We start from the raw sequence: 24,686 nt of genomic DNA, 5'->3' as shown, positions 1-24,686 counted from the left end.
AGCTTTCCTGACGTTATTATACTTTTTCGCCCGGGAGACTGAAATAAGTCTAATGCTCCAACTTCTTTTCTTCGCAAGTGACCATGCCGATTCTTTTTTTGATAGATAACAGCGGTTTATTAGACTGGAATCACTGAAATATCGTTGATTCAAACGTTTATTCAGAGCGGCCGGAGTTTTTCCGGAGGTCATTTGAATGGTACAGAAAGGTTTTATCTTCCAATGGAAAGAAACATTATTATTCTATTTACCCGGGAAAACGGAGGAAATACAGCGTCTTTTTCTCAAATCAGTTGGGCGGACAGAAAGTTGTGAAGTTATATAGGCAAGTGTCCTCTTTTCACCTTTTTAAAAGAACGCTCAACGCATCCGCGCATGATCCGACGCGGAAACACGCTTTGCGAACGGCATCGCTTCTTTCCCGGAACGATGCCGTTTTCATTTTCGGACCTTTCTTCGGCGGGATACATATCATAGATAAAACAGGGCATCAATGTGCCGGTTTATTGAACATAAAGAACTTGACATCTTATAATAGCGGATTTATGATGTAGATAAAATAATTTGCGTCTAGGAAACTTTTTGTTATTTAGCTAAAAATCTATCGGAATTTAGGTGAGACATAATGAGCAAAGACATCTCAGCACAATCACTGCAAGCAAAAGCCGTGCAGGATGCACTTGACGGCAAAAGCAAGGGATTCAAGCGGCTTCTGCCTTTTTTAGGCCCCGCCTTTATCGCGGCGATTGCCTACATTGATCCGGGAAACTTCGCTACGAATATCTCAGCTGGTTCGAAGTATGGGTATATGCTGCTGTGGGTCATCCTCTTTTCAAACTTGATGGCTTTTTTAATTCAAGTTCTTTCCGCGAAGCTCGGCATTGCCACGGGTAAAAACCTTCCGGAAATCGCCAGAGACCGGTATCCGAAATGGGTATCAGCCGGGCTGTGGATACAGGGTGAACTGGTGATTATGGCAACTGATCTGGCAGAATTTATCGGGGCGGCGCTCGGACTCAACCTGCTGTTCGGCATACCGATGGTTGAAGCGGCCATTATCGCGGCGATCGGATCATTCGCGATTTTAGAGCTGCAGCGCCGGGGTTATCGGGCGCTGGAAGCGGGCATCGCCGGACTTCTGTTCGTCGTGGTGATCGCCTTCGCTCTGCAAACCTTCTTTGCCAAACCTGACGCCGCCTCCGTTCTCGAGGGGCTGTTTATCCCGAAAATTGACGGAATGGACAGTGTGCTCTTGGCAACCGGGATACTCGGCGCAACCGTGATGCCGCATGCCATTTACTTACATTCCGCACTGACACAGCGCCGTGTCGTCGGAAAAACGGATAGTGAGCGGAAAAAGATTTTTAGATTCGAGACGATTGACATTCTCATCGCGATGGTGATCGCCGGGGCGATTAACGCAAGCATGCTCATCGTCGCTGCCGCGCTTTTCTTCAAGAACGGGCTGTATGTAGAAGATTTAGACGTGGCTTATCAGCAATTCGGCCACTATATCGGACCGGCTTCAGCCATTCTCTTCGGGATCGGGCTGCTGGCCGCAGGACTTTCAAGCTCTTCTGTCGGCACATTGTCAGGCGATATTATCATGCAGGGCTTCATCCGTTACCGTATCCCGCTTTATTTGCGGCGTTTCATTACCATCATTCCGCCGATGATCATCATTATCTCGGGGGTCAACGCCACAGAAGCGCTCGTATGGAGCCAGGTCGTTCTTTCATTCGGCATCTCCTTTGCGCTCGTGCCGCTGATTATGTTTACAAGCAACAAACGCCTGATGGGCGCCCTGACGAACCGAAAATGGGTGACGGCTCTCGCCTGGCTGATTGCGGTTTTGGTGATCGCGCTTAATCTGTTTGTGATCTACGATTCATTCCGTTAGAAAAAAACCGGCCATTGCGGCCGGTTTTTCTTTTGACGCCGGGTGCCGTTCGTATCTTTTTCCGGGCGTTTTTGGTATGATAGAAGAAAAATCGGAGTTTTGCTTATGTCAGTATTTATCCTTTTTTATCTGTGGATTGTGCCGATTGTCATCGGCATCTTCTGTTCTCTTTTTGCTTATCGGACAACGGGTAAGAGACGTCTGATTCCCGGCTTTTTGATGATCGCATTAAGCATCGTTTCCTTAATCACGGGGCTTTGGATCGGCGGGGTGAACTATCATGTGTTCATCGGGGGCATGTTTTTATTCGGTACGTTATTGGCCGGCTCCGCCTTCCCGTTTTTCTTCGCTCTTTCACGCAAACGAAAATAAACAGGCATGCCGCCTGTTTATTTTTATTCATTAACCCTAAATTATAAAACCGCTCCGATAATGTGATTCCGCCTCAATCAGCCTGTACATGTGTTATATAGGCTCCAGCCCATGTCCCATCTCATCGAAACTGCAGCCAAAATGAATCCTACTAAAGAAGATTTTGAATTGTAAGAAAAATACTGTATTAAAAGCCTATTTACCCCAAAAATACCTATTGATAGAATGGTATCTGAGAGGGGAAAATGTTCAAAGCGGATCATATCGGTCCCGCCTAAATACATAGTCTTTCATTTCTCTCTACACTACATTTCTAAAGGAGGATTTCCCATTAGACACGCAGCTAAAGGCATTCTGTTTGCCGCATCTTTAGCCCTTGTAACTACTACTTTTGTCCCCGCATCCTTAGCTAAAGAAAATCATAATAATACTGCCAATGCCACTGGAACGACCAAATCATTTTTTTATCAGACTGATACGCAATTTTCCTACGGACTTAAAGCACAAAGCGATGCATCTGTGTCAAAACCAGTCAAAGATGTAATCAGAGAAGTGCTGAAAAATAAAACAAAATTATTCAATCTTGTTGAAAAATTAGCAGGAAAGAAAATAAGAAATGAACTCGAATCCGTTTTCAATGAACACATCGAACCGGTTTTAAAGAAAATGCTGAACGAGTATGTCGCCTTAAGCTGGGCTGACGTGGAAAAGAATCTTTATCTTTCACTTAAAAAGTCCGGACTTTCTGACAGCCAGGCTAAAAACCTCGCTCAATTGACAACTTTAGCAATGAAAGCATTTTAAAATCATTCATAAATGATCGTCAGGAAAATACGTATGAAGTAATGCAAAGTGCTGTTAGATTCACTCTAATAGCACTTTTTCATTGGAGATGTCACATGACTGTCTTTTTTACTGTTCTGCTCACTTTCTTATGCTGCCTTGTGATTTCATCTCTTATTTTTATGATTCTATTAAAAAAAGAGATCGTGGATACACCGCCCAACCGCTTAGCTCATGCAGCATTCATCGTACTTATTGGATTCTCCCTGTTCTTGGCTATAACTGTACCCAGCCTAGTTATGTATTTTGCAGCTATAACTGTAAATCATTTTTTCGGAGAATATATCATCTATGGTTCACTTTCAGACTTATACATATTTTCTGTCGTCGTAAGTATCTTAGCTTTAGTTTATATGCTTATCCTTACAGCAATTGTAAAAGGAATGACTCATGTTTTGACATTGCCTGCTTGGTCAGCCTATATCCTTGAATTCATTTTTGCATGGGCTGCTGTTTACTTCTCAATCCAATACGTTTCCAATCATATCATTGAGAACATATCTATATTTCAAGGTGGAGAAATTCTTCTTTCATTGTTCATCACTTTCTTATTTTCGGGATTGGATATCCTTTTCACTAATTTGGATAAGATCACAAAAGAGAAATTAGGCTAAGGGGGTAACAAATATGAGAATAATGACATATATATCCTATTTTTCTATTTCTTTAGTTTTGCAGGTGGTATGGCTGCTATTAATAAAAAGAACCTCTAATATATTTCTGATAGATATGATTACGGTGTCCTTCTTATTCACCCTCTTTATGTTCATCTTGGATCAAATGTTCAAAAATAAGCGGACAAATTAGGGACTGTTTTTTAATAATCCTCGGGCTTCTCTTTCGTTTTGAAATGATTCCGGATCTGGAGATGTTATGGTGAGCCATTCATTAATGAATAACACCAGCCTCTGTAAAATACTTCTCCTTTTATATAACATCCTGACTTTTCCGTCATATATTCATACGAAAAAACTGCAATAGGGAGTAATGAAACATGATATTGTTTATTGGCAAGTTCATGTTGCTCTTTTTACTCTGTTCGCTGGCATATTATTTGTTTAAAATTGTTTATTACAATATAGGGAAGAACATTGCGCTTAAAACCCCGAAAGGGACAAAGACAAACCGGACGGCACGTGTATTTGTCAAAAATGGAACTACACTGAATGAGGGAGATTACTTTATGATCGCTGTTGTGACCGCTCTCTGGCTGTTCTTGAGATGAATTGCACTGAGCACTGGTCCTTCATAAGTTTTTTGATCAGCCATCGCTCGCCAGCCGTGGCTTTTCACAATCTCCGTTTCCGGTTAGGACGGCTATATGCAAGCCAAGTCGCTCAACAAACAAAAAAATAAACAGGCATGCTGCCTGTTTATCAAGCTGTCGAGATCTTCTCGATAGCTCCTTTGTTTTTCCTTGAATGATTGAAGAAAGGCTTAAAAATGGACGGCGTCTTTCTCATGCATGCATCGTTCAAGAAAACACTTCACAGCAAAACGGAAAGGTGAACGCAGTTGATTACTGGATAAGAAAAAGAAATCCTCCAGTCTTAAAAGGTGGAGGGCAAAAATTGGAGAATACTTAAATATTTATAGCTTTTTCAGCGATGTGGAAAGTTCCAGAATCACTCATTTCAGCAGTATAAACATTTGTTACACTTAATAATCCAGTAAAAAGAATACCGATTAAAGCGGAGCTGATTATAACCTTCTTCATTATATAGCCTCCGTAACCTTAAGTATTTGTGTTTGGGCATGTATGGTTCTCTTTAAAAAGTTTCTTCCCTCTGCATAGTTTCTCTTCTCAAAATGAAAGTCACCTAATTTTTCGGTTAGCTCTGCGAAATCAGACCAAAGGCGTTTCTCTTCCAAGTAACCTAAGCTTTGTTTCACTTCTGTTTCATTATATTCTTCGTACAATGAATTAATGATTTTTAATTTAGCCAAATATTCCTCTTCATTAGAAGTCCGAGCACGATTTAAAGCCGTTTCATAAAAGAAACGCGCTTCCTTGGCTTTATCACATTGGTACAGGACATTTGCCATCATATATAATGATCTCACACCATACACTGTATCAATATGTTCTTTCACGTCTATTGCCTTTTTGAAATTCTCTTCAGCAGCAATTAAATTTTTCCCTCTTAAATAAACTAAGCCTAAGTTATGAAAGATCACTCCGATAATTCTTTTCACTTTTTCCTCATCCAACCCACGGGCGATCCTTAATGCTTCCTGATAATATGATTCTGCTTCCGTCAGCCTGTACATATCGTACATGTTAGCACCAACCATCATATTACAGCCAATCACTTTCACTTTGTATAATTGACTTTTTTCAAACAATTGCTTGGCTTTTTTCAAATGATTGAGGGAAACAAAGTGCTGATCAATTTGATAATAGGCATCAGCTATTTTGTAATGAAATTCAGCTTGCTCCATTTCATCTGATACAGCATTCAACTCTCTCTCTGCTTTGCGATAATAGCCTATCGCTTCAACATACTCTTTATGATCAAATTCATACATTCCACGAAAAAATAATGAGTAATACTTCAAGAGGCCTGTAAGTCTTTTTTGCGGCTTTTCTATTTTTTCAAGCAGTTCGTCGACTGTGGGGCGATCTCGATATCTGTCTTCCGGCTCCAAGGAATCTAACATCAATTGGTGACGAAAGCACATCAATGAATAAAAAACAAGCAAATCCTGATCCTCTTCCATCTCCTCTATTTCCTGTTCAACTTCAGCCTTTAAAATCTCAGCATCAGGCACACTGAACTGGCGAATCATCTTGTACCATTCATTGATCTTGACACCAACTTGGGACGACGGCAAAACTTGGTCCACACTTACCCCTCCCTCTAATCACTATTTTTGTAATATTATAACTTTTCCTACAATAAACAGAAACGAAAAAATCCCGCAATTTTCGTCGCGGGATTTTTGGGATTATGGTTTTGGTGTACACTCTTGATTATTCCATTTAATATTTTCGCTTTGTAAAATTCATTATAGTCTTAGTGATTGAACCGGAGATAAGGCAGGCTCCCGTCATGATAAACACCCAAATTAAAAATGTTGGCTCTGCCCCTATTACAACAAACATAAATATCAATGACAGGATCAATACGACGACAACCATAGTCCATACTTTTTTAAAGATGAAATACCCTATTATCCCCAGCATAAAAGAAGCTGCCGGAAGAATAATGAGTATGATATATGCAGGGCTCAAAAATGGGCTAATATAAACACCTCCTACTTATTTTAAAATTTCGAACCGGGCAATTTCCCACTCTTTTTTTGCTTTTAGCGGGATTGTTTTTACCTTTTTGCCTGATTTCAAATCATAAGACGTGATATCTCCAAGCTTGTTATCACGCTGGATATCAAAGTTTTTGAGTAAAACATACATCTGTCTGTCATTGAATTGAACATCATTCATTAATTTGTTATCATCCCCAGCATAAAAATCAAAAGATTTTTTCTTAACCATTTTTTTATCAAACACCTGCAGCTTCCCCTCAAAAGAAACAGCTAAGATGCTATCTTTTAATATTTTCAATTTTGCAGGATGAAACCCTTTCTCCATCTCGACTTCTTTTTTTACCTTAAGAGTCTCTCTGTCTATTAATATGAGCTTAGAATTCTCTTTCTCATTCACGTTATCATTAACTGCCAGTACAAATGTATTTTCATCTAGAGCTTGGAATGCATCCTTTTCATCCATGAAGTATATCCCTTTATTCGGTATGGATGCCTTGTTCTCTTGCTTATTTGTCTCTGGGTTAATTGAAAGGATGGACATACTTTCTTCATCACTTGAAATGACATAAATTTTATTTTTAGCGACGATTGCTGATCCAAGTTCTCCGTCAAGCTTTATTTGTTTCTTGTTTTTTCGGCTGTTTCCCTTCCAATATACCAGTTCACTTTCCAGCCCTTTGTCTGTATATCCAACGTTAATGTCATGGATGATATAACCGTCAGAACTATTTATAAAGAAAGCACCTTCATCCTCAGTTGTTTTTGACAAACTCTTTTCATTTATTTTGTTTATTTTTCCGGTTTTATTGTCTATCATCAAGTGATTATTGCTTCTATTTGATGAGAAGAACGTATCGTTTTTGTTATATGAAGACATCGTGAAATTTATACCATCTTTCAATTCCAAGCTATCCATTTTAGCACCATCTTCACCGTAAACCCCAATCTCACTTCCCCTATCTAAAGTGTTAGAAAAACCAACAATAAATTTTGCATTGTCAATATCCTTTAATACAGTCTTTTTATTGCTGCTTCTTTCCTCTTTTTCATTCCCAGTTTGGATGAGACCGCAAGAGGTTGTGACTATCAGTATGCAAATGAAAATAAACAGGGTCTTAAGTCTATTCATATTTTCCTCCCTTTGAAATGACAAAACAACCGGTGCAGCACCGATTGTTTTTGTCAATTTGTTTAACCCTTGTGATAAAAGATTGTTGTGTTATTGGATTTTACAAGCTCCATTGGTGTTACAACGCTGTCCCATTTGACATTGTCAATATCAATACCTTGGTTTTTCCAAGAACGCCAAGCTAATTGAGAACAATAAAATTTAGCAGTTGTCTTTTTATTTAAAAAGTTGAAATTATATTTCTTTTTATTATCTGCTTGCTTTTCCGCATATTTTGCAGCGTTTATATACTTATTGTTATTCGATCCTTTAACCCATAGACCATAAACTTTCTTTTTACTTCCCCAGTTATTATTATATCTGCGAACTCCATCTTGGTTTATAGGGCTCCAGCTTTTCGCCCATGCTTCAACTGTTTTTGATTTGTTAGTTGAAACAACCGCAGCATGTCCTACACCAATAGACCAACTTCCAGAATTAATTTCATAGCTTGTAAGAACATCACCTTTTGTACCTAACGCTTTTGCTGCAATTTGGTTCTTGGGCTGATATTCAGGCTCCTTGTATTTAGGAAGAACTTCATCAATTTGACCAGAGGCTTTCAATTCTTTGATTTCTTTTTGGGAATCCTTATACAAGTCTTCTGCATGTTCTTGTACATACGCATACTCTTCTTTACTCATTTCATAGAATTTCTGTACTTCCTCACTTGTCATGCCGGCATCTTTCATTTCCTGTATTTCCGTTTGGACTTTTTCATTAGTAAGTTGCGGAAATCCTTCAGCATGTGCACTTTTCCCAAATCCCAAGCCTAAACCGGAAATCAACATAGTTGTAGAGAACATGGTGGTAAGTAAAAATTTACTCTTTTTCACGTCAGTATCCCCCTATTGAATATTTTCCCTCCTTTTCTAAGATATAGGATATAAATAAGGTTGTAAACACCTTTTTTTAATTATTTAGGATATTTTAATCATTTCTATCTAGTGCATAATGACACAAAATCGGGATATGCAGTGCCAACTGAACTATAGGATTTGGGTTTTGCACGATGTTTATCAGGCAATGTGTTGTTTCACTATTTCTTCGTAAGGTCACCCTTCAAATTTTATACAAATTTACAAGTATTTGAAATGCCTTCCAACAAACACATTCTACCATTGATGCGAACCACAATTCTATATACTTCTTTATTTTTATGAAATATATAGAATTGTGGTACAGCCCTATTAAAGGGCTGTTTCATTTATTTCAGAAGAGACAACATTTTTGCTTTCGTTTTTGGCCCGTAAATACCGTCAGCAGTCAATCCATACATGGACTGGAACCGTTTGACTGCATTTGCAGTCTTCGGTCCGTAATAGCCGTCTATTCCGTTATTCTTCGCCCCTTTGTCCGGGCAGTAATAAAGAGCCGCTAGAGCCGTCTGGATCTGTTTCACAGCTGTTCCCTTAGTTAAGGGGCTTGTCACTTTAAAAACGCCTGACGGCAGCGTGTAAGATGATTTCTTGCCTTTTGTTGGAGAGCCGGCCGAATCCGCCAGCTTTAATACTTGGCCGACTTTGATAAAATTCGGATCCTTGATACCGTTCAACCTTTGCAGGGTGGCCATGCTTACACCAGTTTTCTGTGCAATGACAGAAAGAGCATCGCCTTTCTTGACGGTGTACGTCGCCCCGCCTGTCTTGGTTTCTGTTTTTGCTGATAAGGGCTGGGTGATGCTGATGTGCGAACCACGTTTGTTATGAACTGTCCTGGTCCTTCATAAGTTTTTTGCTCAGCCATCGCTCGCCAGCCGTGGCTTTTCACAATCTCCGTTTTCGTTTAGGACGGCTATATGCAAGCCAAGTCGCTCAACAAAAAAATAAACAGGCATGCTGCCTGTTTATTTTTTTATAACCGCCGGCTTTTTAAAACAGCCGTTTTAAGCTTTTCTTGAGTGACGGCATTTCGATTTTTTGGTTTTCAAAGAAGTTTTTCAGCATGTATTTGCTGAAGCCCTTCGCTTGGCCGTAAGTGATTTTTCCCGGAAGCGGCGGCTCGTCGCCGATGACGGCGTCGATGACGACCGGCTCATTTGAGTTGAGCGCTTCATGAAAAGCAGGAGCCAATTCCTCGTGTTTCGTCACTTTGATGCCTTTTGCTCCGCAGCTTTCTGCAAAGGCGGCGTAATCCATATTTTGCAGCTGGGTGACGTAGTCAATGTTGCCTTTGACCCGCTGTTCATATTCAATCATGCCTAAATTTTCGTTGTTTAATATGACAACCGTAATCGGCAGTTTATATTTAACAGCTGTCGGCAGATCCTGCATCACCATTGAAAATCCGCCGTCTCCGCAAATGGCGATGGACTGCCGCTCAGGTTCGGCAAGGCTTGCGGCAATCGCTCCCGGAAGCCCGCATCCCATCGTGGCGAGCCAGCTTGAGACGATAAAGTCCTGCTTCTTCATTTTAAAATGGCGGGCCATCCACACCGTAACCGTTCCGACATCCACTGACAGGACGGCGTCCTCTGCGGCCGCATCCTGAAGCCGGGCAATGACCTGCTGCGGCTTGAGCGGATGAGTCGCTTCGGTTTCATCCTTTTCGATTTCCTTCCACCAATGCTTCATGTGCTCGGTGCAGGCGTCCAAAAATCTTCTGTCTTCTTTATATTCAATGTATTCCGTCAGCTCTTTCAGCCCCAGAGCCGCATCACTGACGATTCCCGCATTGACGGGATAGCGCTTGCCGATTTTCGCCGGATCCGAATCAAGCTGAATGGCGGGCGTATCATCCGGGAGATAATCCCTGTATGGGAACGATGTGCCGAGCATGATCAGCAGATCGCATTCCTCCATTGCTTCGTAGGCGGGCTTTGTGCCGATTTGCCCGAGATTCCCGAGAAAGTGGGGATGGCTGTCAGGCACGACGCCTTTTGCCGGAAGGGTAATGACAATCGGAGCGGCCGCTTTATCGGCGAATGCGAGCAACTCCTCCTTTGCTGATTTTAACCCTTGGCCGGCGAGAATGACCGGTTTTTTTGCGTTGTTAATATATTGCGCGCATGTCACGAGATGTTCTTTTTTCGGCTCTATATCAGCTTTGAGGTATATCGGCGATGTGTAAACCGGCTCCCGTTTGATTTTTTGCGCGAATAAATCATCAGAAACGGTTAAAACGGCAACGCCTTTTTTGCTGTAAGCCGTGCGGATCGCCTGATTCAGAAGATCGGGCAGCGCTTCTGCCGTATGTACTTGCTGGTTGAATACCGCCACGTCCTCAAACATTTGCTCTAATTTGATTTCCTGAAAGCTGTCACGGCCGATTTCATCGGAAGCCACCTGTCCCGCAATCGCCAGCACCGGAACGCCGTCCGCTTTGGCGTCGTATAAACCGTTCAGCAGATGAACGGCCCCCGGTCCTGCGATTGAAAGGCAGACACCGATCTGCCCGGTCAGTTTTGCCTCAGCCGCGGCTGCCAGGGCTGCGACTTCTTCGTGCCGGGTTTGTATGAATGTCAGGTTATTTCGTTCATGTCTCAGTTCTTCGATAAATTCATTAATGCTGTCTCCGGGAATGCCGTATATATGACCGACTCCCCATTGTTCAAGCAGCTCCGTCATTACGTGTCCTGCTGTTTTACTTGGCATACTGCATCCTCCTTTTACCTGTATTCATCCCCTTTTTCATACAGGTTGAAACACGAGCTATACTCTCAGCTTTTTTCTTAGCAGATCAAGGATGGATAACAGATTTCGGTCTTTAAGGACTGCCTTTTGATTTGCCGCCCCATTGAGTCCGTCTTTTATTTGCCGTTTTCTGTTCGGCACCATGAACAGCGGCAGCCGGTTTGGGGAAAACCAGCGTAAAGCGGCGGTTTCCGGCCCGTTCATCAGCGGAGTTCCCCCATTAATGGCTCCGATGAATACATGTTGTGTATCTTCAAATGCCGGCCTTTCATACTCACCGGCTTTTTGCAGGATGGTCACGTTATAACCGGTTTCTTCGAAGGCCTCTCTGACGGCTGCGGCTTCAGATGTTTCACCTTCTTCAATCCTGCCCCCGGGCAAATCCCATAAGGGAATGTCTTTTCGTTTTACGAGCAATATGTCCCGCCCGTCATTTTGTATGATGACAAAAGCGCCTTGTGCCATGTCGTCCTCCTTTACAAAAAAGACCGCAGCATTTTAGCCTGCGGTCTTTGCCGTTACTTTTTAAAATGATACGGCAGGGTGGCGACGATGATGTCCTTCTTCCAAAACAGCCGGACGCGGAGCAAGAAGGCTGATTGGTTGTGAAGGATGGTCTGCCAGCGTTTTTTCGTAATGAATTGCGGAAACAGCACCATCACGGAGAACTGTTCTTTTTTCGCTTTCTGTTCGACCGTTTCCAAAAATTTATCAAACGGGTGAACCAGACTGCGGTATGAGGAATGCAGGGTGACGAGGCGGACACCGTTATGAAGCTCTTCCCAGCGCTTTTCCACCTTTTTTTCGTTTTCTCTGTCAAAGGAAACATGAACCGCAATGACCTGATCCGATAATGATTTCGCATACTGAATCGATTTTTGGACGACGGTGGTGACACCGGCGACAGGCACGATGACGACGGTTCCCCTGATTTCCTCAGGCTGCTGATCAACGACCCGCAGCTGTTCGCCGACCGCGGTGTAGTGATTTTTAATGACGAAAAACAGCATGACGACAGCAGGCATGAATAACAGCACCGGCCAGACAAGATTGAACTTCGTCGCGAATAAAATACACAGCACCATAAATGAAATGGCGGCGCCGCATGAGTTGATCAGCATTTTTACCGCCCAGCCCTTCGGCTTCTGCCTGATCCACTTGATGCACATTCCCGTCTGCGACAGCGTAAACGGAATGAACACGCCGACGGCATAAAGCGGAATTAAATGTTCCGTGCGGCCGCCGAATAAAAGAATGAGCAGGATGGACGCGATACCGAGAAAGATGATTCCGTTTGAAAATCCTAACCGGTCGCCTCGTACCGTAAACATTCTCGGCATATACTGATCGCGCGCTAAATTAAACGCCAGCTGCGGAAATGCGGAAAAGCCCGTATTCGCCGCAAGCACGAGAATCAATGATGTAACGCCTTGAATGAAATAATACACCGTATGGCGTCCGAAGGTTTCCGCGGCGATTTGCGAAATAACGGTCTCGTTAGGCTTCGGACCCGTGCCGTAGCCGTACGCCAGCACCGTAATCCCCGTAAATAAGATCGCCAGCAGAATCCCCATCATGGCCAAAGTGCGGGCCGCGTTTTTTGCCGGAGGATTTTTAAAGGCCGGGATCGCGTTTGAAATGGCTTCAACACCGGTCAGTGCCGAACAGCCCGAAGAAAAGGCCTTCAGCAATAAAAACAGCGTGATGCCCGCCACAGGTGTGCCGATCGGCGTGTGTTCGGCCGGATGAACCTGGCCCGTCATGAGTTTAAACAGCCCGACGACGATCAAAAGGACAAGCGCCGCCACAAACAGATAGACGGGATACGCCAAAATGGACGCCGACTCTGACAGTCCTCTCAAATTTAAAATCATAATCAGAATCACAAGCAAAACAGCAATGAGCAAATGATGCGGGTGCAAAGCCGGAAATGCCGATGTAATCGCGTCAGTTCCGGCAGAAATGCTTACCGCCACCGTCAGAATATAATCAACAAGCAATGAGCCGCCCGCAATCAGGCCCGGCTTCTCACCAAGGTTTTCTTTTGACACCATATAAGCGCCCCCGCCTTGCGGATAAGCGTAAATAATCTGTCTGTAGGACAGAATCAAAGCAAGCAGCAAAATGAGAACACCGGCTGCGATCGGAATGGAATACCAAAACGCGGCCGCGCTTACCGCAGCCAAAATGATCAGAATCTGTTCCGTTCCGTAAGCAACTGATGACAGCGCGTCTGAAGAAAGCATGGCGAGCGCCTTGAGTTTCGTGAGTTTCTGCTCTCCGGCAGCCTGTGATTTCAGCGGTTTCCCAATCAAAAATCTTTTGATTGAATGGTACATTTGTTGTCTTCCCCTTTTTTTCATTTTCCGTTTGATTTACAAACCCTTACTGCTATGATGTCTCCGAATGCTGATTGCATGCCATATTTCAGCACAGCAAAAAGACACAGAGGCAAACGGATGCCCCTGCGCCATAATCGTGCACAGGTTTCATTCATCTCCTCTCATGAACGCTTACGAGGTTAGCTGTCGGATTCGGGCTGATGAGAGTTGGCCCTACCTGAAAAAGGATTCACCCCAAGCGGCATCACGCGCCGCAAATTGGTTCCCCCGCTCTGATTACAGATTAAGCGATATAGATTATAAAAGAGATCATACTCCCGTCCCGTTCAGTTGTAAAGGGGCTTTTATGCTGTTTCAAAAATAAAAAAATCACCGCCAAAAATGGAAATAAAAATACAAAAAAAGAGGCCTGTTAACGGCCTCTTTTTCCTTCATTACTCTTCGCTTTTTTCATGATCCGCTTTTCTTTTTTTCCTTCTTGCCGTCAGCCAGATCAGACCGGCCGCAATGATCATAAGCGCCGCGAAAACAGCAATATACGTAACGTTCAGTGCTGCGGACCGGCTCTTCGTATCAGCCGCCGGACTGCTGTCATCGGACTTGATTTGCTGATGATTCGAAAACAACTGCCGGCCGGCCGTTTCGTTAATGACGGTTGCGGCATCGCTTGTGCTGTCTAAAAAGCTGATCAGCTCTTTTGTGACAGACGCGCCGCTTCCTGATAACGGAGCAAAAACAGCGATGCTCCGGCCGGAGTCCCAAGGTGATTCCTGGGTAAACGCGACTTGTTTCGTCGTCTCATTCAGCATCTGAAACGAAGAAACATCGTACGCGCCGCTGCGGTCTGACGGCACGAGAAGCTTAGAGGCGTTTGATTTCAAAAGCGGAATTTGCGGCAGGCCTCCGATAAACACAACATTCCGGCCTTTGGCATCCGCTTCCTTCATGTCTGATGCCGTCTTTACGGTAAAGCCGTTTCCGAATGAATCCGCCACCAGAGAAAGCTCTTTCAGTGTCTGTATGTTTACGTCATCCGGGATGACGATCACTGTTTTCTCTTTCCCGCCGCCCGCAAACGGGAGCGGCCATTGCCCGAAATCCGCTTTCTGCGCCGCATCGCTTACCGGATACGTCAGCGTGCTGCTTTTATCAATATAGACCCATTTGTTTTCGTCACGGTCGATACACGGATTGTTATGTTTCAAACCTGATGTGACAAATTGCAGATCAATGTACCTGCTGCTTCGCAAAAGCTTCGGATCAATCGGGATGGAGACGTGGTAAAAGCCGTCTTTATCTTTATTGCCGAGATCATCAAGACGCACCGCATTCGGCTGTCCGTTGACCGTGACGTTAAGTTCCGCTCTCTCAGCGTCATCATCTGAATCCGCCTTCGTCCGGATCGATTCCGACGTTTTTAATGTAAGTGAAAGCTTGACCTTACCGTCTTTATCAACAGCGGCCGCCGCAGGGTAAAAGAAGTGCTCTGACGCCGTTTTGTTTGATCCGACCGTTACATTTCCCGCGCCGAAGTCCTCTAGTGTCAGTTTATTGCCTGTCTTTTCCGCAGCGGGCTGAAGGCGGCCGATTGTCAAAGTATCTCCGCCCAGCTGGCTTGAATAAGCGCTGTCTGTGATGACGCGGATTTTATCCGCCAGCGTTTTGTCTGATTGCGCCGTGACAAACAGGACGGGCTGCCGTTTGTCCCCTGATGTCAGAACCCGTTCAGCGAGAAGAAGTTTGTTGTCTTCCGCTTTGATGTTCCCCCGTTCGAAAAGCTCTTTTATTTTACCGTTCCAATGCTGATCAGCGCCGATGATAATTGACGGATTGCTGATTTTGCCGGCGTCGGATTCTTTTACATAGGATACCTTCAGCCTGCTGTCTGCCGTTTTCAGAAATGCTTCTGTTTTGACTGCGGCTTCAGCTTCCGCCGAGGTCGGTTTGTCAGGAAGGATAATATCGGTTTCTTCACCCGTATTGCCTGATTGGGCAAACGGATACGGGAAATGGCCGAGATCCGCTCCCTTTGACTTGCTTGCTTCTGAAAGCACAAGGCGGCTGTCCGGATAAATTTTTATCCAGTTGCCTGACGTATCCTGCCTGACGCAGACGCCCTCTTTTAATACGCCGTAAAATCGTAATGATACATTGTGATAGCCTTGGGCGGATTGGCTTTTGCTGAGATTGAGCTTCACCGTTTTCCGCTTGGAACTGTCGTCAAGCTTAATGGATTTGACGGGTTCATCATCAATGGCGATGGTTAAAGAAGACGGGGCAATTAATAAGTTTGACGCCTCGTAATCAATCAGAAGCGACTGATCGGCATTCGAAGCTCCCGCAGGAATCTGATAGGTCAGCTCTGCGCTGTCTTTCGCCCCGTACAGTGTCATCAGATCGACAGTCAGCGCCTGCTGCTCTTTTGCGCCGGCGCTTGTTCCGAGGGCGGAACCGTCCGTTTTCAGTTCCCGGGCCGCGGCCGCCTGCCCGTTAGACATCAATAGCAAAAGGCCAGTTATCAATATGATCGCTTTTTTCAAAAAGGTCACCCGCTTTTATTTTGATTGTATCGCTCCGTTTTGTACCACTTGACTTCCTGCTTGAACAAGCGGTGCTTGATCTCTGTGAATAATGACCAGATGACGAGCACGATCCAAGCCTGGGAGTATGTAAAGTACATCAGAAATACGATAAAGAAGTTTTGTTTGTTCATTTCTGTTTTTTCAATGCTTAAAGTAATCATGACCTCAGTCATAAACAGGAAAAAGGCCAGTATCCACAAAATCATCGCCAAAAACCCGACAGCCAGATGCAGGTCGTAAAAAAGATTGATGATAAAAATCGTGTTTGACATGATCACACCGAAGAAAAACAAAAAATACGTAAAAAAGAAATAAAACAGATCGAAGATGATCCGCTTGCGTTTCAGCTTAAAAAATTGGGATAAAAACTTGAGAACCACGTATTGGTTGCCGCGCGCCCATCTTGTCCGCTGACGCCACCACACCTTCCATGTCTCAGGCTCCTGCTCCCATGTCACAGCCGCCGGGAAAAAGCGGATATGATAGCCGAGATTATACACGCGGATGGTCAGCTCGGTATCCTCCGCCAGCGCCTTATCATCCCAGCCGCCGAGCTGTTCGATAATGCTCCGCCTGATCGCGAAGTTCGTTCCCGGGATGGTGGCGATTTTGAACCATTTCCATCTGCCGCCCTGCGCCATCCACTGAAAGCAGATGGTTTCAATATTGATAAACTTCGTCAGGATCGTTTTGGCCGCGTTGATGACACGGAATTTCCCGACAACCGCTCCCGCTTTCTCATCATTCATCAGACCGAGAACCAGGTAGTACACCGCCATTTTTTCCGGCGTGTTGTCCGCATCATACACGCAGATCACGTCTCCGTTCGATTCCGCGAACCCTGAGTTCAGCGCCGAAGATTTTCCTTTTCCGGCGTTCGGGGGCTTTGTAATGACCATTTTAATGAAGTCATACTGACGGGAAAATTCATTGACGATGTCTCCCGTCCGGTCGGAGGAGTTATCATTAACGACGATGATCTCAAGCCTGTCTTTCGGATAATACAGATTCACCATCGCCTTCAGCGTCTGCCTGATGACGACCTCTTCGTTATGCGCGGGAATGAGCACGCTGACCTTCGGGAGCTCCCCCATCTTTGCGCGCCATTTCGGAATGTTCCGTTCGAAGGTCATATAATGCCTGAATCCGCCCTGCATCAGAAACATGTGATAGAGAAGCATCACCCATATTAAACTTAATGAGATAAAAAACAGAATGTTACTCAAGGCTCCTTCTCTCCTTAAAAATTCGTTTTTTTAATGTGGCGCGCAAATAAAGGACGTAGCAGGCGAACATGATGATAAACAATAACACCACGCCGGAGAGAATCCAAAGCGCTTTTTCCAGAGGCGTCTGCTGATGGTGATTGAAAAAGGCCGTTATCGGATGAATCTTGTTTTCCACATGAATGGTCCCGTCTCCGTCCGTTTTGATCCTGACGCTGTCCGACGTTACCGTTTGCTTCGTTTTCTTCAGATCGAGCCACTCGCCGCCGGGAATCCGCTCCATTTGATTGACGAGCTCGGGGAGGTATTTCATGCCGAGATACGGATGGTAGAAACCGCCCGCCGTTCCGCCGCCGAAATCAATCATCTGCGAAATATGATTCTCCATATCTCCGAGCGGATTTTCCTTTGAGTTATCGGCATAACCGATTGTTTCAGGGTACAGCGTCATCCCGTCCAGCATAGCCGGCTTTGAGACGAACGGAGGGGCGCCCGAGGTTTTCCACGTCGTGCCGCTGAGCTGCACTTGTCCGAAAATGCTGGAGAAATAAGAAGATGCGATTTTGTAGCCTTCTTCAGACATCGTATAGTGCGGCGCTTCGAATGACAGCGGGTAAAGGCCGAGCTCTGTCAGATCGTCAATCGCCTGCTCCAGCTTCGTTCTCGTGTAGATGTTTTCTTTTTCACGGAAAGGCTTCACATACGCCCGGTACGCTTTTTCATTCGGAAAATCCTGTTCCTTTTCAAGCTTGACCGGAGTATCATCCGCATTTTCTGACGTAATCGGCTGATCCGCTTTGGCATCCCAAAATTCAAAGCCTTCTCCCGTTTCGCTGTATCGGTATGCGTGCGTGTAGCCGTGAATAATGATGCTGCCGCCCATTTGCTGAAGTTTTTTCAGGACGCTGACCATTTTCGGCTTGTCCGCCAAGTATACTTTTTCTCCGTTTTCCGGATTGAGATAGACCGGAATGACCGCCAGAATAAACGGAATGTGTCTTTTATGCAGGTAAGCGCCCGCTTCGTAAAGCAATGTTTCATCTGACATCGGACTGATGTCTTCAAGCCGTAAATAAAGGAGGGTGCCGCCCGCTGATTCTCCGAATGCGTTGCGCAGCGCTTTCGCCGTCAGAAACGAATCATTTAACAGGCTCGTCACACCGAAATAATAGTCAGAGCGCGCCGTTTTCCACATAAAAGGGCGGGTGCTGCCGTCACCGGACCGGTATGTATAAAGGGACTTTCCTTTTACTCCCGATACGCCGAGCACGGACATCCCTTTTTCAAGCGGCATGTCTGTTTTTTCTTCTTTGCCGTAAATGCGGTATACCGTTTCTTTCTCTGTCAGGGACAAACCCGCAAATTGGCGGAACTGTCCGGCGTTATAGCCGATGCTGATAAGCTGCTGCGGCATACTGCTGATCAGAGACACAAATGATGTGCTGAGCTTTTTTTTCGTGACGCCGTAATAGATGACGCGCCGATTCTTTTTGAGGTCCGCGGCTGTGATGTCTCCGTCGCTTTTCACGGTGACGGCGGATGAGAAATGGCCCGCGGTCAGATCAAGCATTTTGACCTCAGCGGTTTCTTTGCCGTCCGTGCTTGTATAAATAATGAGAATGCCGTCCTTTTTGTCTTTTGCTTCCGCCGTAAGGGGAACATAAACCGCCGAAATCATGAAGAGCGCCGAGAGTAAGAGACGTATCCATTTAGAGTTCATTCATCATCATCTCGTTTTCCAGTTCATTTAAAAATTGCTCAGCCGTTTGTAAATCCTTTCGGTACGCCAAGTAACATACACGGAAGGTGATGGAGACGTATTTACCGTTTTGCAGCCGGTACGTATCCAATTCCTTTTTCAGCTTCGCCAGAACGGCCGGCATGTTTTCTTCAGGCGTATGGGTCAGCACGATGCCGAACCGTTCGGCGGACGGCCTGAATTTTTTGTCTGTTTCCCGAACGCTTGACCGGATTTGGCGGCTGATAAATGCCAGCAGGCGGTCGGTCTCTTTTTCTCCGTAGAGGGATTTGAATTCCTTGAAATAATGCATGTGCAGCAGCAAAAAGACGAAGGAATTGCCGTAGCGTTCCGCCCGCTTGATCTCCTCGGAAAGCTCCAGCTTCATCCGCAGATGGTTGTCAAAGCCGGTCACCCTGTCGACGGCGACAAAGCTCGTAATCTCTTCACGCAGCTGTTTCACTGTGCGCTCAAGCCCCTTCGCCAACTCGTGAATCCTTCCCGCTATGTAAGAAAAGACGAGCAGCGCAATCCCCCAAATGACCAGCACCTGCAGACTTTCGGCACCGGCAGACGCCATAAAGCTCCCGGTCTGAAACCACAGGAGCAGGCTGCCGAGAACAAATAAGACGAGTAAGGTGATGACGAGCGCGTAGATTGCCCCGAACCATATGCCGGCTCCCGTGACAAGCAATGTGATGCAGGTTATCAGAAGCCCTGCGGATTGCTGAGACGCATAGTAAATAAAAAAAGACAGCAGCACCAGCATAACTGCTGTGTAGCTGCACAGTTTTTGTGATTCATTGAATGATATTTTCATTAAACAATTTCCTTTCAGCCAGAAGCGGCAGCAGGTTATCGAAAGAATGTGTATCGCCCCCGCTCATATAGCCGCCGTAATCAGGTTTCAGCGTGTCCAGTGTTTCAAATGAAGTCATTCTTTCATAAAGCGGCTTGATGACAGCCGGATCAGCTTTTTGTTCTGCTAAAAAAAGAACGGCCAGGGCGTAAACGGACGGTGATTCGTATTGAACCGCCGGCTCCTTCGTGTCTGCGCTGTATCGTCCGTACAGCTGTCCGCGCGACTTAAATTCCTTTATAATCCATTTCGACAGCACAGCGGCTGTGCCATCGCCCCGCTTCAGATTCACGGCGGCATACAGCTGGTCGATGACATTGACTTCGCTGTCATATTTGTATTCCTTAGTTTCGGTATTGAACGATTTCGGCAGAAAACCATTTTTCAGGGGCGCAAGATTGAGAACTTCGAGGTTCCGGTTTTCCGTTTTCTCATCGATAATCCCCTTTTCTCTGAGCATCTGTAAGGCGCCGGGGTCGACATAGGACAACGTCACGGTCTTTGACGCGGCATTTGAAGCGGCATCATAATAATCCGTAAAATACCCGTCATTCGTATTGTATTTTTCCAGCGCTTTCCCGATCTGCACCGCTGTTTTCCCGTATTCACTGTTTCCCCACAGGGTTCCGGCCTCATTCAGACAGTTCATGATTCTGAAATCATCAATTAAGGCATTGGTGCCGCTCGCTTTATTCCCGTCAATCTTCCACGACACGAGCTCGTTTTTCGTCAGAAACGAATCGGTGAGAAGCTGATATTGCGCTTGAAACTGCCGTTCATCTTTCCTGTTCAGCAAAAATGCCATCCATAGTCCGAGAGACTCTGATAAATATTCCGGCTCACCGGTTATGTTCGTCCGGATCATCCCCCGCCCGTTCATCAATTTATGATAAATAAAATGCTCTGCGGGCTGAAGCGGCCCGGACGGTTCGGCTGCCGCCTGTTTTTCAGTGCCGGCCTCCGCGCACCCCGCCGTCAGAACGATCGAAATCAAAAGGATCATCAGACGAAAAACGAATTGCTTCACAGTCCATCCTCCTATTTTATAAATCCTTTTTTAGACCCATATCTTATTTTTTCACAAAGTATTTTTACTATATAGGAAACGATAAAAGAATACTAGCATTTTTTCACATTGGGAAATTTTAAATGGGAGCGCCGTCTGCTCACCTTTTCCCTCTTCGTCTGGATCGTATTCCCATTACAGTTAAAAACACAACAAAAGGCAGCATTTCTTTACAAATGCTGCCTTTCTCTGATCTATTTATCCAGGCCGAGTTTTTTCAGCTGTTCTGCCAGCGCGTTGTTCATCGGCTCCTCTTTGTTTTGGCTTTTCATATAAGAGTTGATGTCCCGCTTGGATGCGCGTCCGGATTTATCTTTCGCCTTGCGCTTTTCAAAGACGGACAGTTTCTCCCGGTGGCCGCATACACATGCGAAGGTTTGGCCTTCGCCCTGGCCGCGAAGCTCCATTTTCTTATGACAGTTCGGACAGCGGGCGTTTGTTTTTCTTGCCAGCGTTTTCCGGCTGCCGCACTCACGATCCTGACATACGAGCATCGTGCCGCGTTTGCCGTTGACTTTAAGCATCATTTTGCCGCAATCAGGGCAGGCGGTGCCTGAAATGTTGTCATGTCTGAAAGTCTGGCTGCTGTTTTTGATTTCCTTCACCGTTTTGCCCGCATATGTTTTCATGTCTTTAATGAAGACGGCGGATTTCAGTTTGCCCGCTGCGATGGCGGAGAGCTTTTGCTCCCACTCAGCGGTTAAGGCCGGTGATTTTAAATCTTCCGGGACGAGCTGTAAGAGCTGCTTCCCTTTTGACGTAATGAAAATATCTTTTTCTTTTTTCTCGATCAAGAAACTGTTGAACAGTTTTTCAATGATATCAGCGCGGGTGGCGACTGTTCCGAGTCCGCCGGTTTCACCCAATGTTTTCACAAGGTTCTTCTCTTCTCCCTGCATAAAGGCGCTTGGGTTCTCCATCGCGGATAACAGCGTGCCTTCATTAAAGCGCGCCGGCGGTTTCGTCTGTCCGCTCGTTTCTTTCAGTGATGAGACAGTGAGGCGCTGACCCTGCTGAAGATCCGGGAGGGTCTGGTCTTTGTCTTCCTCATGATCGTCGTCATCCTCGTACATATCATACACGGCTTTCCAGCCAGGCGATTGAACCGTTTTCCCTTTTGCGGTAAATGTTTCGCCGCCGATATCGGCTGTGACCTTTGTTTCTTCGTATTCGAACGCCGGCATTAACACGGCGAGAAAACGTTTGGCAATCAGGTCGTAAAGCTTTCGTTCTTTGTCGCTGAGGCTTGAAATGATCAGCGGCTCCTCTGTCGGAATGATGGCATGGTGATCCGATACTTTCGCATCATTGACGAATCCTTTATGCGCTTTGACGCCCCGCTTCAGTATTTGATTGACGTACTGTGCGTACGGCTTAACTTCCATGCCGTTTAAACGGTCTTTTAAAGTCGGCACGATGTCTGCGGAAAGGAATCTGGAATCCGTCCGCGGGTAAGTGACAAGCTTATGCTGTTCATACAGCTTTTGAAGCACGGACAGCGTCTCTTTTGCGGAAAAACCGAAGCGCTTATGAGCGTCCCGCTGCAATTCCGTCAAGTCGTAAAGACCGGGAGCGAAGCTTTTCTTCGCCGTTTTTTTCAATTCTGAAATGACCGCCGGCTTTCCTTGGAGATCTTTTGCCAAACGGCCGGTCACCGTCTGATCGAATGTTCTTGTCTGCTTTGTTTTTTTATCCTGCCATGTCAGCGTCATCTGATCAGCCGCCGCGCGGAGACCGTAATAAGGAACGGGTTTGAACGCCTGAATGTCCGCTTCACGCTTGGCGATCATCGCCAATGTCGGAGTCTGGACGCGTCCGCATGACAGCTGTGCGTTAAATTTCGTCGTCAGCGCGCGGGTCGCGTTGATGCCGACGATCCAATCCGCTTCCGCTCTGGCAACGGCGGAATGATACAGGTTTTCGTACTCTTTGCCGCTGCGGAGCTTCTGGAATCCTTCTTTAATCGCCTTATCCGTCACAGAGGAAATCCACAGCCGCTTAATCGGTTTGCGGACGTTTGCCTTTTCGATAATCCAGCGGGCCACAAGCTCCCCTTCCCGTCCTGCGTCTGTAGCGATTACGATCTGGGTGACGTCTTTCCGGACAAGCTGAGCTTTGACCGCATTGAACTGTTTTCCTGTTTTTTTAATGACGACGAGCTTCAAAGGCTCCGGAATAATCGGCAGATCCTCAAGCCGCCATGATTGAAATTCTTTGCCGTATCCTTCAGGGTCAGCGAGCGTTACCAGATGCCCGAGCGCCCATGTGACGATGTAGCGGTCGCCTTCAAGATATCCGTTTCCTTTTTTATGACACTTCAGAACGCGGGCCAAGTCCCGGCCGACTGAAGGTTTTTCAGCTAATACAACTGTTTTTGACATGCTTTTCACTTCTCTTTCTTTCACAATCATCCTGTTATTATAACAGACTTCCTCACGCTCTCTCTAATCGAGGACGTTTTTTGTGTCAATTTCTGAGAAAATGACGTGGGTCACGGTTTGGGCATACGGAGAGGTGCGGTTGATGAAGTGTTCGATCGTTTCCAGGCTGTCCGCGTTCATCTTCAGCATATAACACGCCGCCCCGGCGACCCGAAAACAAAATTCAATGTTGGGAATGGATTGAATGTAGGTTTTAAATTGATCGTATTTTCCGTTTTTCACTGTCGCTTCGACAATGCAGGAAACAGGAAGCCCGATCTTTTTTTGATCAATGTCCAATGTATAGCGCTTAATGACGCCGAAGGATTCAAGCTGTCTGACACGCTCTGTGACGGACGGAGCTGACAATTTGATTTTTCTGCCCAGTTCCCGCATGGACAGGCGGCTGTCCCGCTGCAGCTCTTTAATGATGCTCAGATCCACATTATCTAGTTTCATGACTGTAGTCCTTCCTTACCCTTTTGGCTATATTATCAAGAGAAATCCGAAAAATGACAAGAACAACAGCTGAAATCATGAAGGTTTTTTCAGGAACAGACGCGAAATGGTCATATTAGGACTGCCCTTTGCTTATAGTATAGAGGAAAAAAGATGTCCGACAGGAGGGAGCTGTATGTTACACACGCCGATCGGCAGACTTCGCACGATGGGGTTTATTGAAGGAATGTCGCTTTTGGTGCTGCTGTTTATCGCGATGCCGCTGAAGTATTGGGCTCACCATCCGCTCGCCGTCACCATTGCCGGTTCCATTCACGGCGGTTTGTTTATCATTTATCTGGCGGTGCTGGCGTATGCGGCGTTTACTGTCAAATGGCATGTGAAGTGGTCAGCCGCCGGTTTTATCGCGGCCTTTATTCCGTTCGGTAATTTTATTTATGATCGCGGCCTGAGAAATTATCAATAAAAAAGCTCCTCTTCTGGGGACTGCCCCCCGTTTTTGAGACAGGGGTCAAAACACCTTTTAAACAGCCAATTGCCGATAGTTTATCGGTGATTGGTTGTTTAGTTTGGTTTGAATACGAATATTGTTATAATAATGAATGTATTCTATGACAGTGCGTTCTACGATGGCAGTCGTAGTTCGATCAATGCTGTTAAGATAGAACGTTTCAGACTTTAGCGAGGAATGAAACGATTCGATGGAGGCATTATCAGCGGGCGTCCCTTTGCGGGACATGCTCATGGTAATGCCTTTTGTTTTAACAGCTTTTTGATACTCGTAAGATGTATACACAGAACCTTGGTCACTA

General features: G+C 45.5%; 22 protein-coding genes, 1 pseudogene and 1 riboswitch. Of the genes and pseudogenes, 6 read left to right on the top strand and 17 right to left on the bottom strand.

The annotated features are described in order from the left end of the window. Positions 1-622: 622 nt before the first annotated feature. The 5 genes from BR62_RS0107410 (at position 623) to BR62_RS19835 (ending at position 4,340) form a co-directional block, all read left to right on the top strand. Positions 623-1,900 carry an Nramp family divalent metal transporter gene (locus BR62_RS0107410; RefSeq protein ID WP_094032124.1) on the top strand — a complete coding sequence of 426 codons (1,278 nt, stop codon included), beginning with the start codon at positions 623-625 and terminating at the stop codon, positions 1,898-1,900. Positions 1,901-2,005: 105 nt separating this feature from the next. Beyond that, positions 2,006-2,272 (top strand): hypothetical protein, encoded by a 267-nt coding sequence (locus BR62_RS0107405; protein WP_032870316.1) that lies wholly within the window; start codon positions 2,006-2,008, stop codon positions 2,270-2,272. A 225-nt stretch (positions 2,273-2,497) separates the two neighbouring features. Continuing rightward, positions 2,498-3,076: a hypothetical protein gene (locus tag BR62_RS19685; protein ID WP_197055952.1), complete on the top strand. Its 579-nt coding sequence runs from the start codon at positions 2,498-2,500 to the stop codon at positions 3,074-3,076. A gap of 95 nt (positions 3,077-3,171) precedes the next feature. Further along, positions 3,172-3,729 carry a hypothetical protein gene (locus BR62_RS0107395; protein ID WP_007410197.1) on the top strand — a complete coding sequence of 186 codons (558 nt, stop codon included), beginning with the start codon at positions 3,172-3,174 and terminating at the stop codon, positions 3,727-3,729. A 380-nt stretch (positions 3,730-4,109) separates the two neighbouring features. After that, entirely contained in the window at positions 4,110-4,340 is a 231-nt protein-coding gene (locus tag BR62_RS19835) for a hypothetical protein (RefSeq protein ID WP_012116845.1), read from the top strand. 357 nt (positions 4,341-4,697) lie between these two features. On the opposite strand, the gene BR62_RS19940 is transcribed toward BR62_RS19835, so the two are convergent. The 16 genes and pseudogenes from BR62_RS19940 to BR62_RS0107310 form a co-directional block, all read right to left on the bottom strand. Continuing rightward, entirely contained in the window at positions 4,698-4,832 is a 135-nt protein-coding gene (locus BR62_RS19940) for a hypothetical protein (RefSeq protein WP_254926347.1), read from the bottom strand. Further along, a complete protein-coding gene (locus BR62_RS0107380) occupies positions 4,832-5,962 on the bottom strand; it encodes a Rap family tetratricopeptide repeat protein (protein WP_032870314.1) in 1,131 nt (376 codons plus the stop codon). Before BR62_RS0107380 ends, BR62_RS19940 begins: the two co-directional genes overlap by 1 nt. Positions 5,963-6,098: 136 nt before the next feature. Next, entirely contained in the window at positions 6,099-6,302 is a 204-nt protein-coding gene (locus BR62_RS0107375; RefSeq protein ID WP_228767510.1) for a DUF2651 family protein, read from the bottom strand. Between the two features lie 75 nt (positions 6,303-6,377). Continuing rightward, positions 6,378-7,511, bottom strand: coding sequence for a hypothetical protein (locus tag BR62_RS0107370; protein ID WP_029326216.1), 1,134 nt, complete (start codon positions 7,509-7,511; stop codon positions 6,378-6,380). Positions 7,512-7,573: 62 nt separating this feature from the next. Next, positions 7,574-8,341, bottom strand: coding sequence for a septation ring formation regulator EzrA (locus tag BR62_RS0107365; protein WP_080130846.1), 768 nt, complete (start codon positions 8,339-8,341; stop codon positions 7,574-7,576). Between the two features lie 416 nt (positions 8,342-8,757). Then, positions 8,758-9,012: pseudogene (locus tag BR62_RS20035) on the bottom strand (peptidoglycan-binding domain-containing protein); the annotation flags it as partial. Positions 9,013-9,421: 409 nt separating this feature from the next. After that, on the bottom strand, positions 9,422-11,143 hold the full coding sequence (locus tag BR62_RS0107355) for a pyruvate oxidase (protein ID WP_014416943.1): 1,722 nt from the start codon (positions 11,141-11,143) through the stop codon (positions 9,422-9,424). Between the two features lie 57 nt (positions 11,144-11,200). Next, positions 11,201-11,647 (bottom strand): NUDIX hydrolase, encoded by a 447-nt coding sequence (locus BR62_RS0107350; protein ID WP_007410188.1) that lies wholly within the window; start codon positions 11,645-11,647, stop codon positions 11,201-11,203. Between the two features lie 53 nt (positions 11,648-11,700). Next, positions 11,701-13,521, bottom strand: a complete 1,821-nt coding sequence (locus BR62_RS0107345) for an APC family permease (protein WP_007410187.1) — start codon at positions 13,519-13,521, stop codon at positions 11,701-11,703. Between the two features lie 156 nt (positions 13,522-13,677). Continuing rightward, a riboswitch (cyclic di-AMP (ydaO/yuaA leader) is annotated at positions 13,678-13,824 on the bottom strand. A 134-nt stretch (positions 13,825-13,958) separates the two neighbouring features. Then, positions 13,959-16,064 carry a cellulose biosynthesis cyclic di-GMP-binding regulatory protein BcsB gene (locus BR62_RS0107340; RefSeq protein WP_032870309.1) on the bottom strand — a complete coding sequence of 702 codons (2,106 nt, stop codon included), beginning with the start codon at positions 16,062-16,064 and terminating at the stop codon, positions 13,959-13,961. A 5-nt stretch (positions 16,065-16,069) separates the two neighbouring features. Beyond that, positions 16,070-17,332 (bottom strand): glycosyltransferase family 2 protein, encoded by a 1,263-nt coding sequence (locus tag BR62_RS0107335; RefSeq protein ID WP_017419244.1) that lies wholly within the window; start codon positions 17,330-17,332, stop codon positions 16,070-16,072. After that, the gene (locus BR62_RS0107330; RefSeq protein ID WP_032870307.1) at positions 17,325-19,052 is read right to left on the bottom strand and encodes a DUF2334 domain-containing protein; all 1,728 of its coding nucleotides are present in this window, start codon (positions 19,050-19,052) and stop codon (positions 17,325-17,327) included. The genes BR62_RS0107335 and BR62_RS0107330 overlap by 8 nt, the downstream gene beginning before the upstream one ends. Beyond that, positions 19,042-19,890, bottom strand: coding sequence for a diguanylate cyclase domain-containing protein (locus BR62_RS0107325; protein WP_032870305.1), 849 nt, complete (start codon positions 19,888-19,890; stop codon positions 19,042-19,044). The genes BR62_RS0107330 and BR62_RS0107325 overlap by 11 nt, the downstream gene beginning before the upstream one ends. Continuing rightward, positions 19,871-20,956 (bottom strand): hypothetical protein, encoded by a 1,086-nt coding sequence (locus BR62_RS0107320; protein WP_032870303.1) that lies wholly within the window; start codon positions 20,954-20,956, stop codon positions 19,871-19,873. Before BR62_RS0107320 ends, BR62_RS0107325 begins: the two co-directional genes overlap by 20 nt. 233 nt (positions 20,957-21,189) lie before the next feature. Further along, the gene (locus BR62_RS0107315; RefSeq protein ID WP_032870446.1) at positions 21,190-23,376 is read right to left on the bottom strand and encodes a DNA topoisomerase III; all 2,187 of its coding nucleotides are present in this window, start codon (positions 23,374-23,376) and stop codon (positions 21,190-21,192) included. Between the two features lie 63 nt (positions 23,377-23,439). Further along, entirely contained in the window at positions 23,440-23,874 is a 435-nt protein-coding gene (locus BR62_RS0107310; protein WP_007410180.1) for a transcriptional regulator LrpC, read from the bottom strand. 175 nt (positions 23,875-24,049) lie between these two features. Here BR62_RS0107310 and BR62_RS0107305 point away from each other — a divergent pair, with 175 nt between their 5' ends. After that, positions 24,050-24,340 (top strand): DUF3817 domain-containing protein, encoded by a 291-nt coding sequence (locus BR62_RS0107305; protein ID WP_003156265.1) that lies wholly within the window; start codon positions 24,050-24,052, stop codon positions 24,338-24,340. A gap of 57 nt (positions 24,341-24,397) precedes the next feature. Here the strand turns inward: BR62_RS0107305 and BR62_RS0107300 are convergent. Next, on the bottom strand, positions 24,398-24,686 hold a 289-nt coding region (locus tag BR62_RS0107300), incomplete at its 5' end, for an IS3 family transposase (protein WP_032870300.1).

It is taken from the genome of Bacillus sp. UNC69MF (assembly GCF_000746035.1).
Lineage (GTDB): Bacteria > Bacillota > Bacilli > Bacillales > Bacillaceae > Bacillus > Bacillus velezensis.
The sequence above is the reverse complement of the archived record's forward strand: the minus strand, read 5'-3'. Positions and strand labels throughout refer to the sequence as shown.

Bases quoted from the DNA above. Each gene is read 5' to 3' on its own strand.
- BR62_RS0107325 (WP_032870305.1), bottom strand. From the start codon at position 19,890: ATGAAAATATCATTCAATGAATCACAAAAACTGTGCAGCTACACAGCA.
- BR62_RS0107305 (WP_003156265.1), top strand. From the start codon at position 24,050: ATGTTACACACGCCGATCGGCAGACTTCGCACGATGGGGTTTATTGAA.
- BR62_RS0107310 (WP_007410180.1), bottom strand. From the start codon at position 23,874: ATGAAACTAGATAATGTGGATCTGAGCATCATTAAAGAGCTGCAGCGG.
- BR62_RS19685 (WP_197055952.1), top strand. From the start codon at position 2,498: ATGGTATCTGAGAGGGGAAAATGTTCAAAGCGGATCATATCGGTCCCG.
- BR62_RS0107330 (WP_032870307.1), bottom strand. From the start codon at position 19,052: ATGAACTCTAAATGGATACGTCTCTTACTCTCGGCGCTCTTCATGATT.
- BR62_RS0107355 (WP_014416943.1), bottom strand. From the start codon at position 11,143: ATGCCAAGTAAAACAGCAGGACACGTAATGACGGAGCTGCTTGAACAA.
- BR62_RS0107315 (WP_032870446.1), bottom strand. From the start codon at position 23,376: ATGTCAAAAACAGTTGTATTAGCTGAAAAACCTTCAGTCGGCCGGGAC.
- BR62_RS0107405 (WP_032870316.1), top strand. From the start codon at position 2,006: ATGTCAGTATTTATCCTTTTTTATCTGTGGATTGTGCCGATTGTCATC.
- BR62_RS0107375 (WP_228767510.1), bottom strand. From the start codon at position 6,302: ATGCTGGGGATAATAGGGTATTTCATCTTTAAAAAAGTATGGACTATG.
- BR62_RS0107370 (WP_029326216.1), bottom strand. From the start codon at position 7,511: ATGAATAGACTTAAGACCCTGTTTATTTTCATTTGCATACTGATAGTC.
- BR62_RS0107350 (WP_007410188.1), bottom strand. From the start codon at position 11,647: ATGGCACAAGGCGCTTTTGTCATCATACAAAATGACGGGCGGGACATA.
- BR62_RS19835 (WP_012116845.1), top strand. From the start codon at position 4,110: ATGATATTGTTTATTGGCAAGTTCATGTTGCTCTTTTTACTCTGTTCG.
- BR62_RS19940 (WP_254926347.1), bottom strand. From the start codon at position 4,832: ATGAAGAAGGTTATAATCAGCTCCGCTTTAATCGGTATTCTTTTTACT.
- BR62_RS0107365 (WP_080130846.1), bottom strand. From the start codon at position 8,341: ATGTTGATTTCCGGTTTAGGCTTGGGATTTGGGAAAAGTGCACATGCT.
- BR62_RS0107345 (WP_007410187.1), bottom strand. From the start codon at position 13,521: ATGTACCATTCAATCAAAAGATTTTTGATTGGGAAACCGCTGAAATCA.
- BR62_RS0107395 (WP_007410197.1), top strand. From the start codon at position 3,172: ATGACTGTCTTTTTTACTGTTCTGCTCACTTTCTTATGCTGCCTTGTG.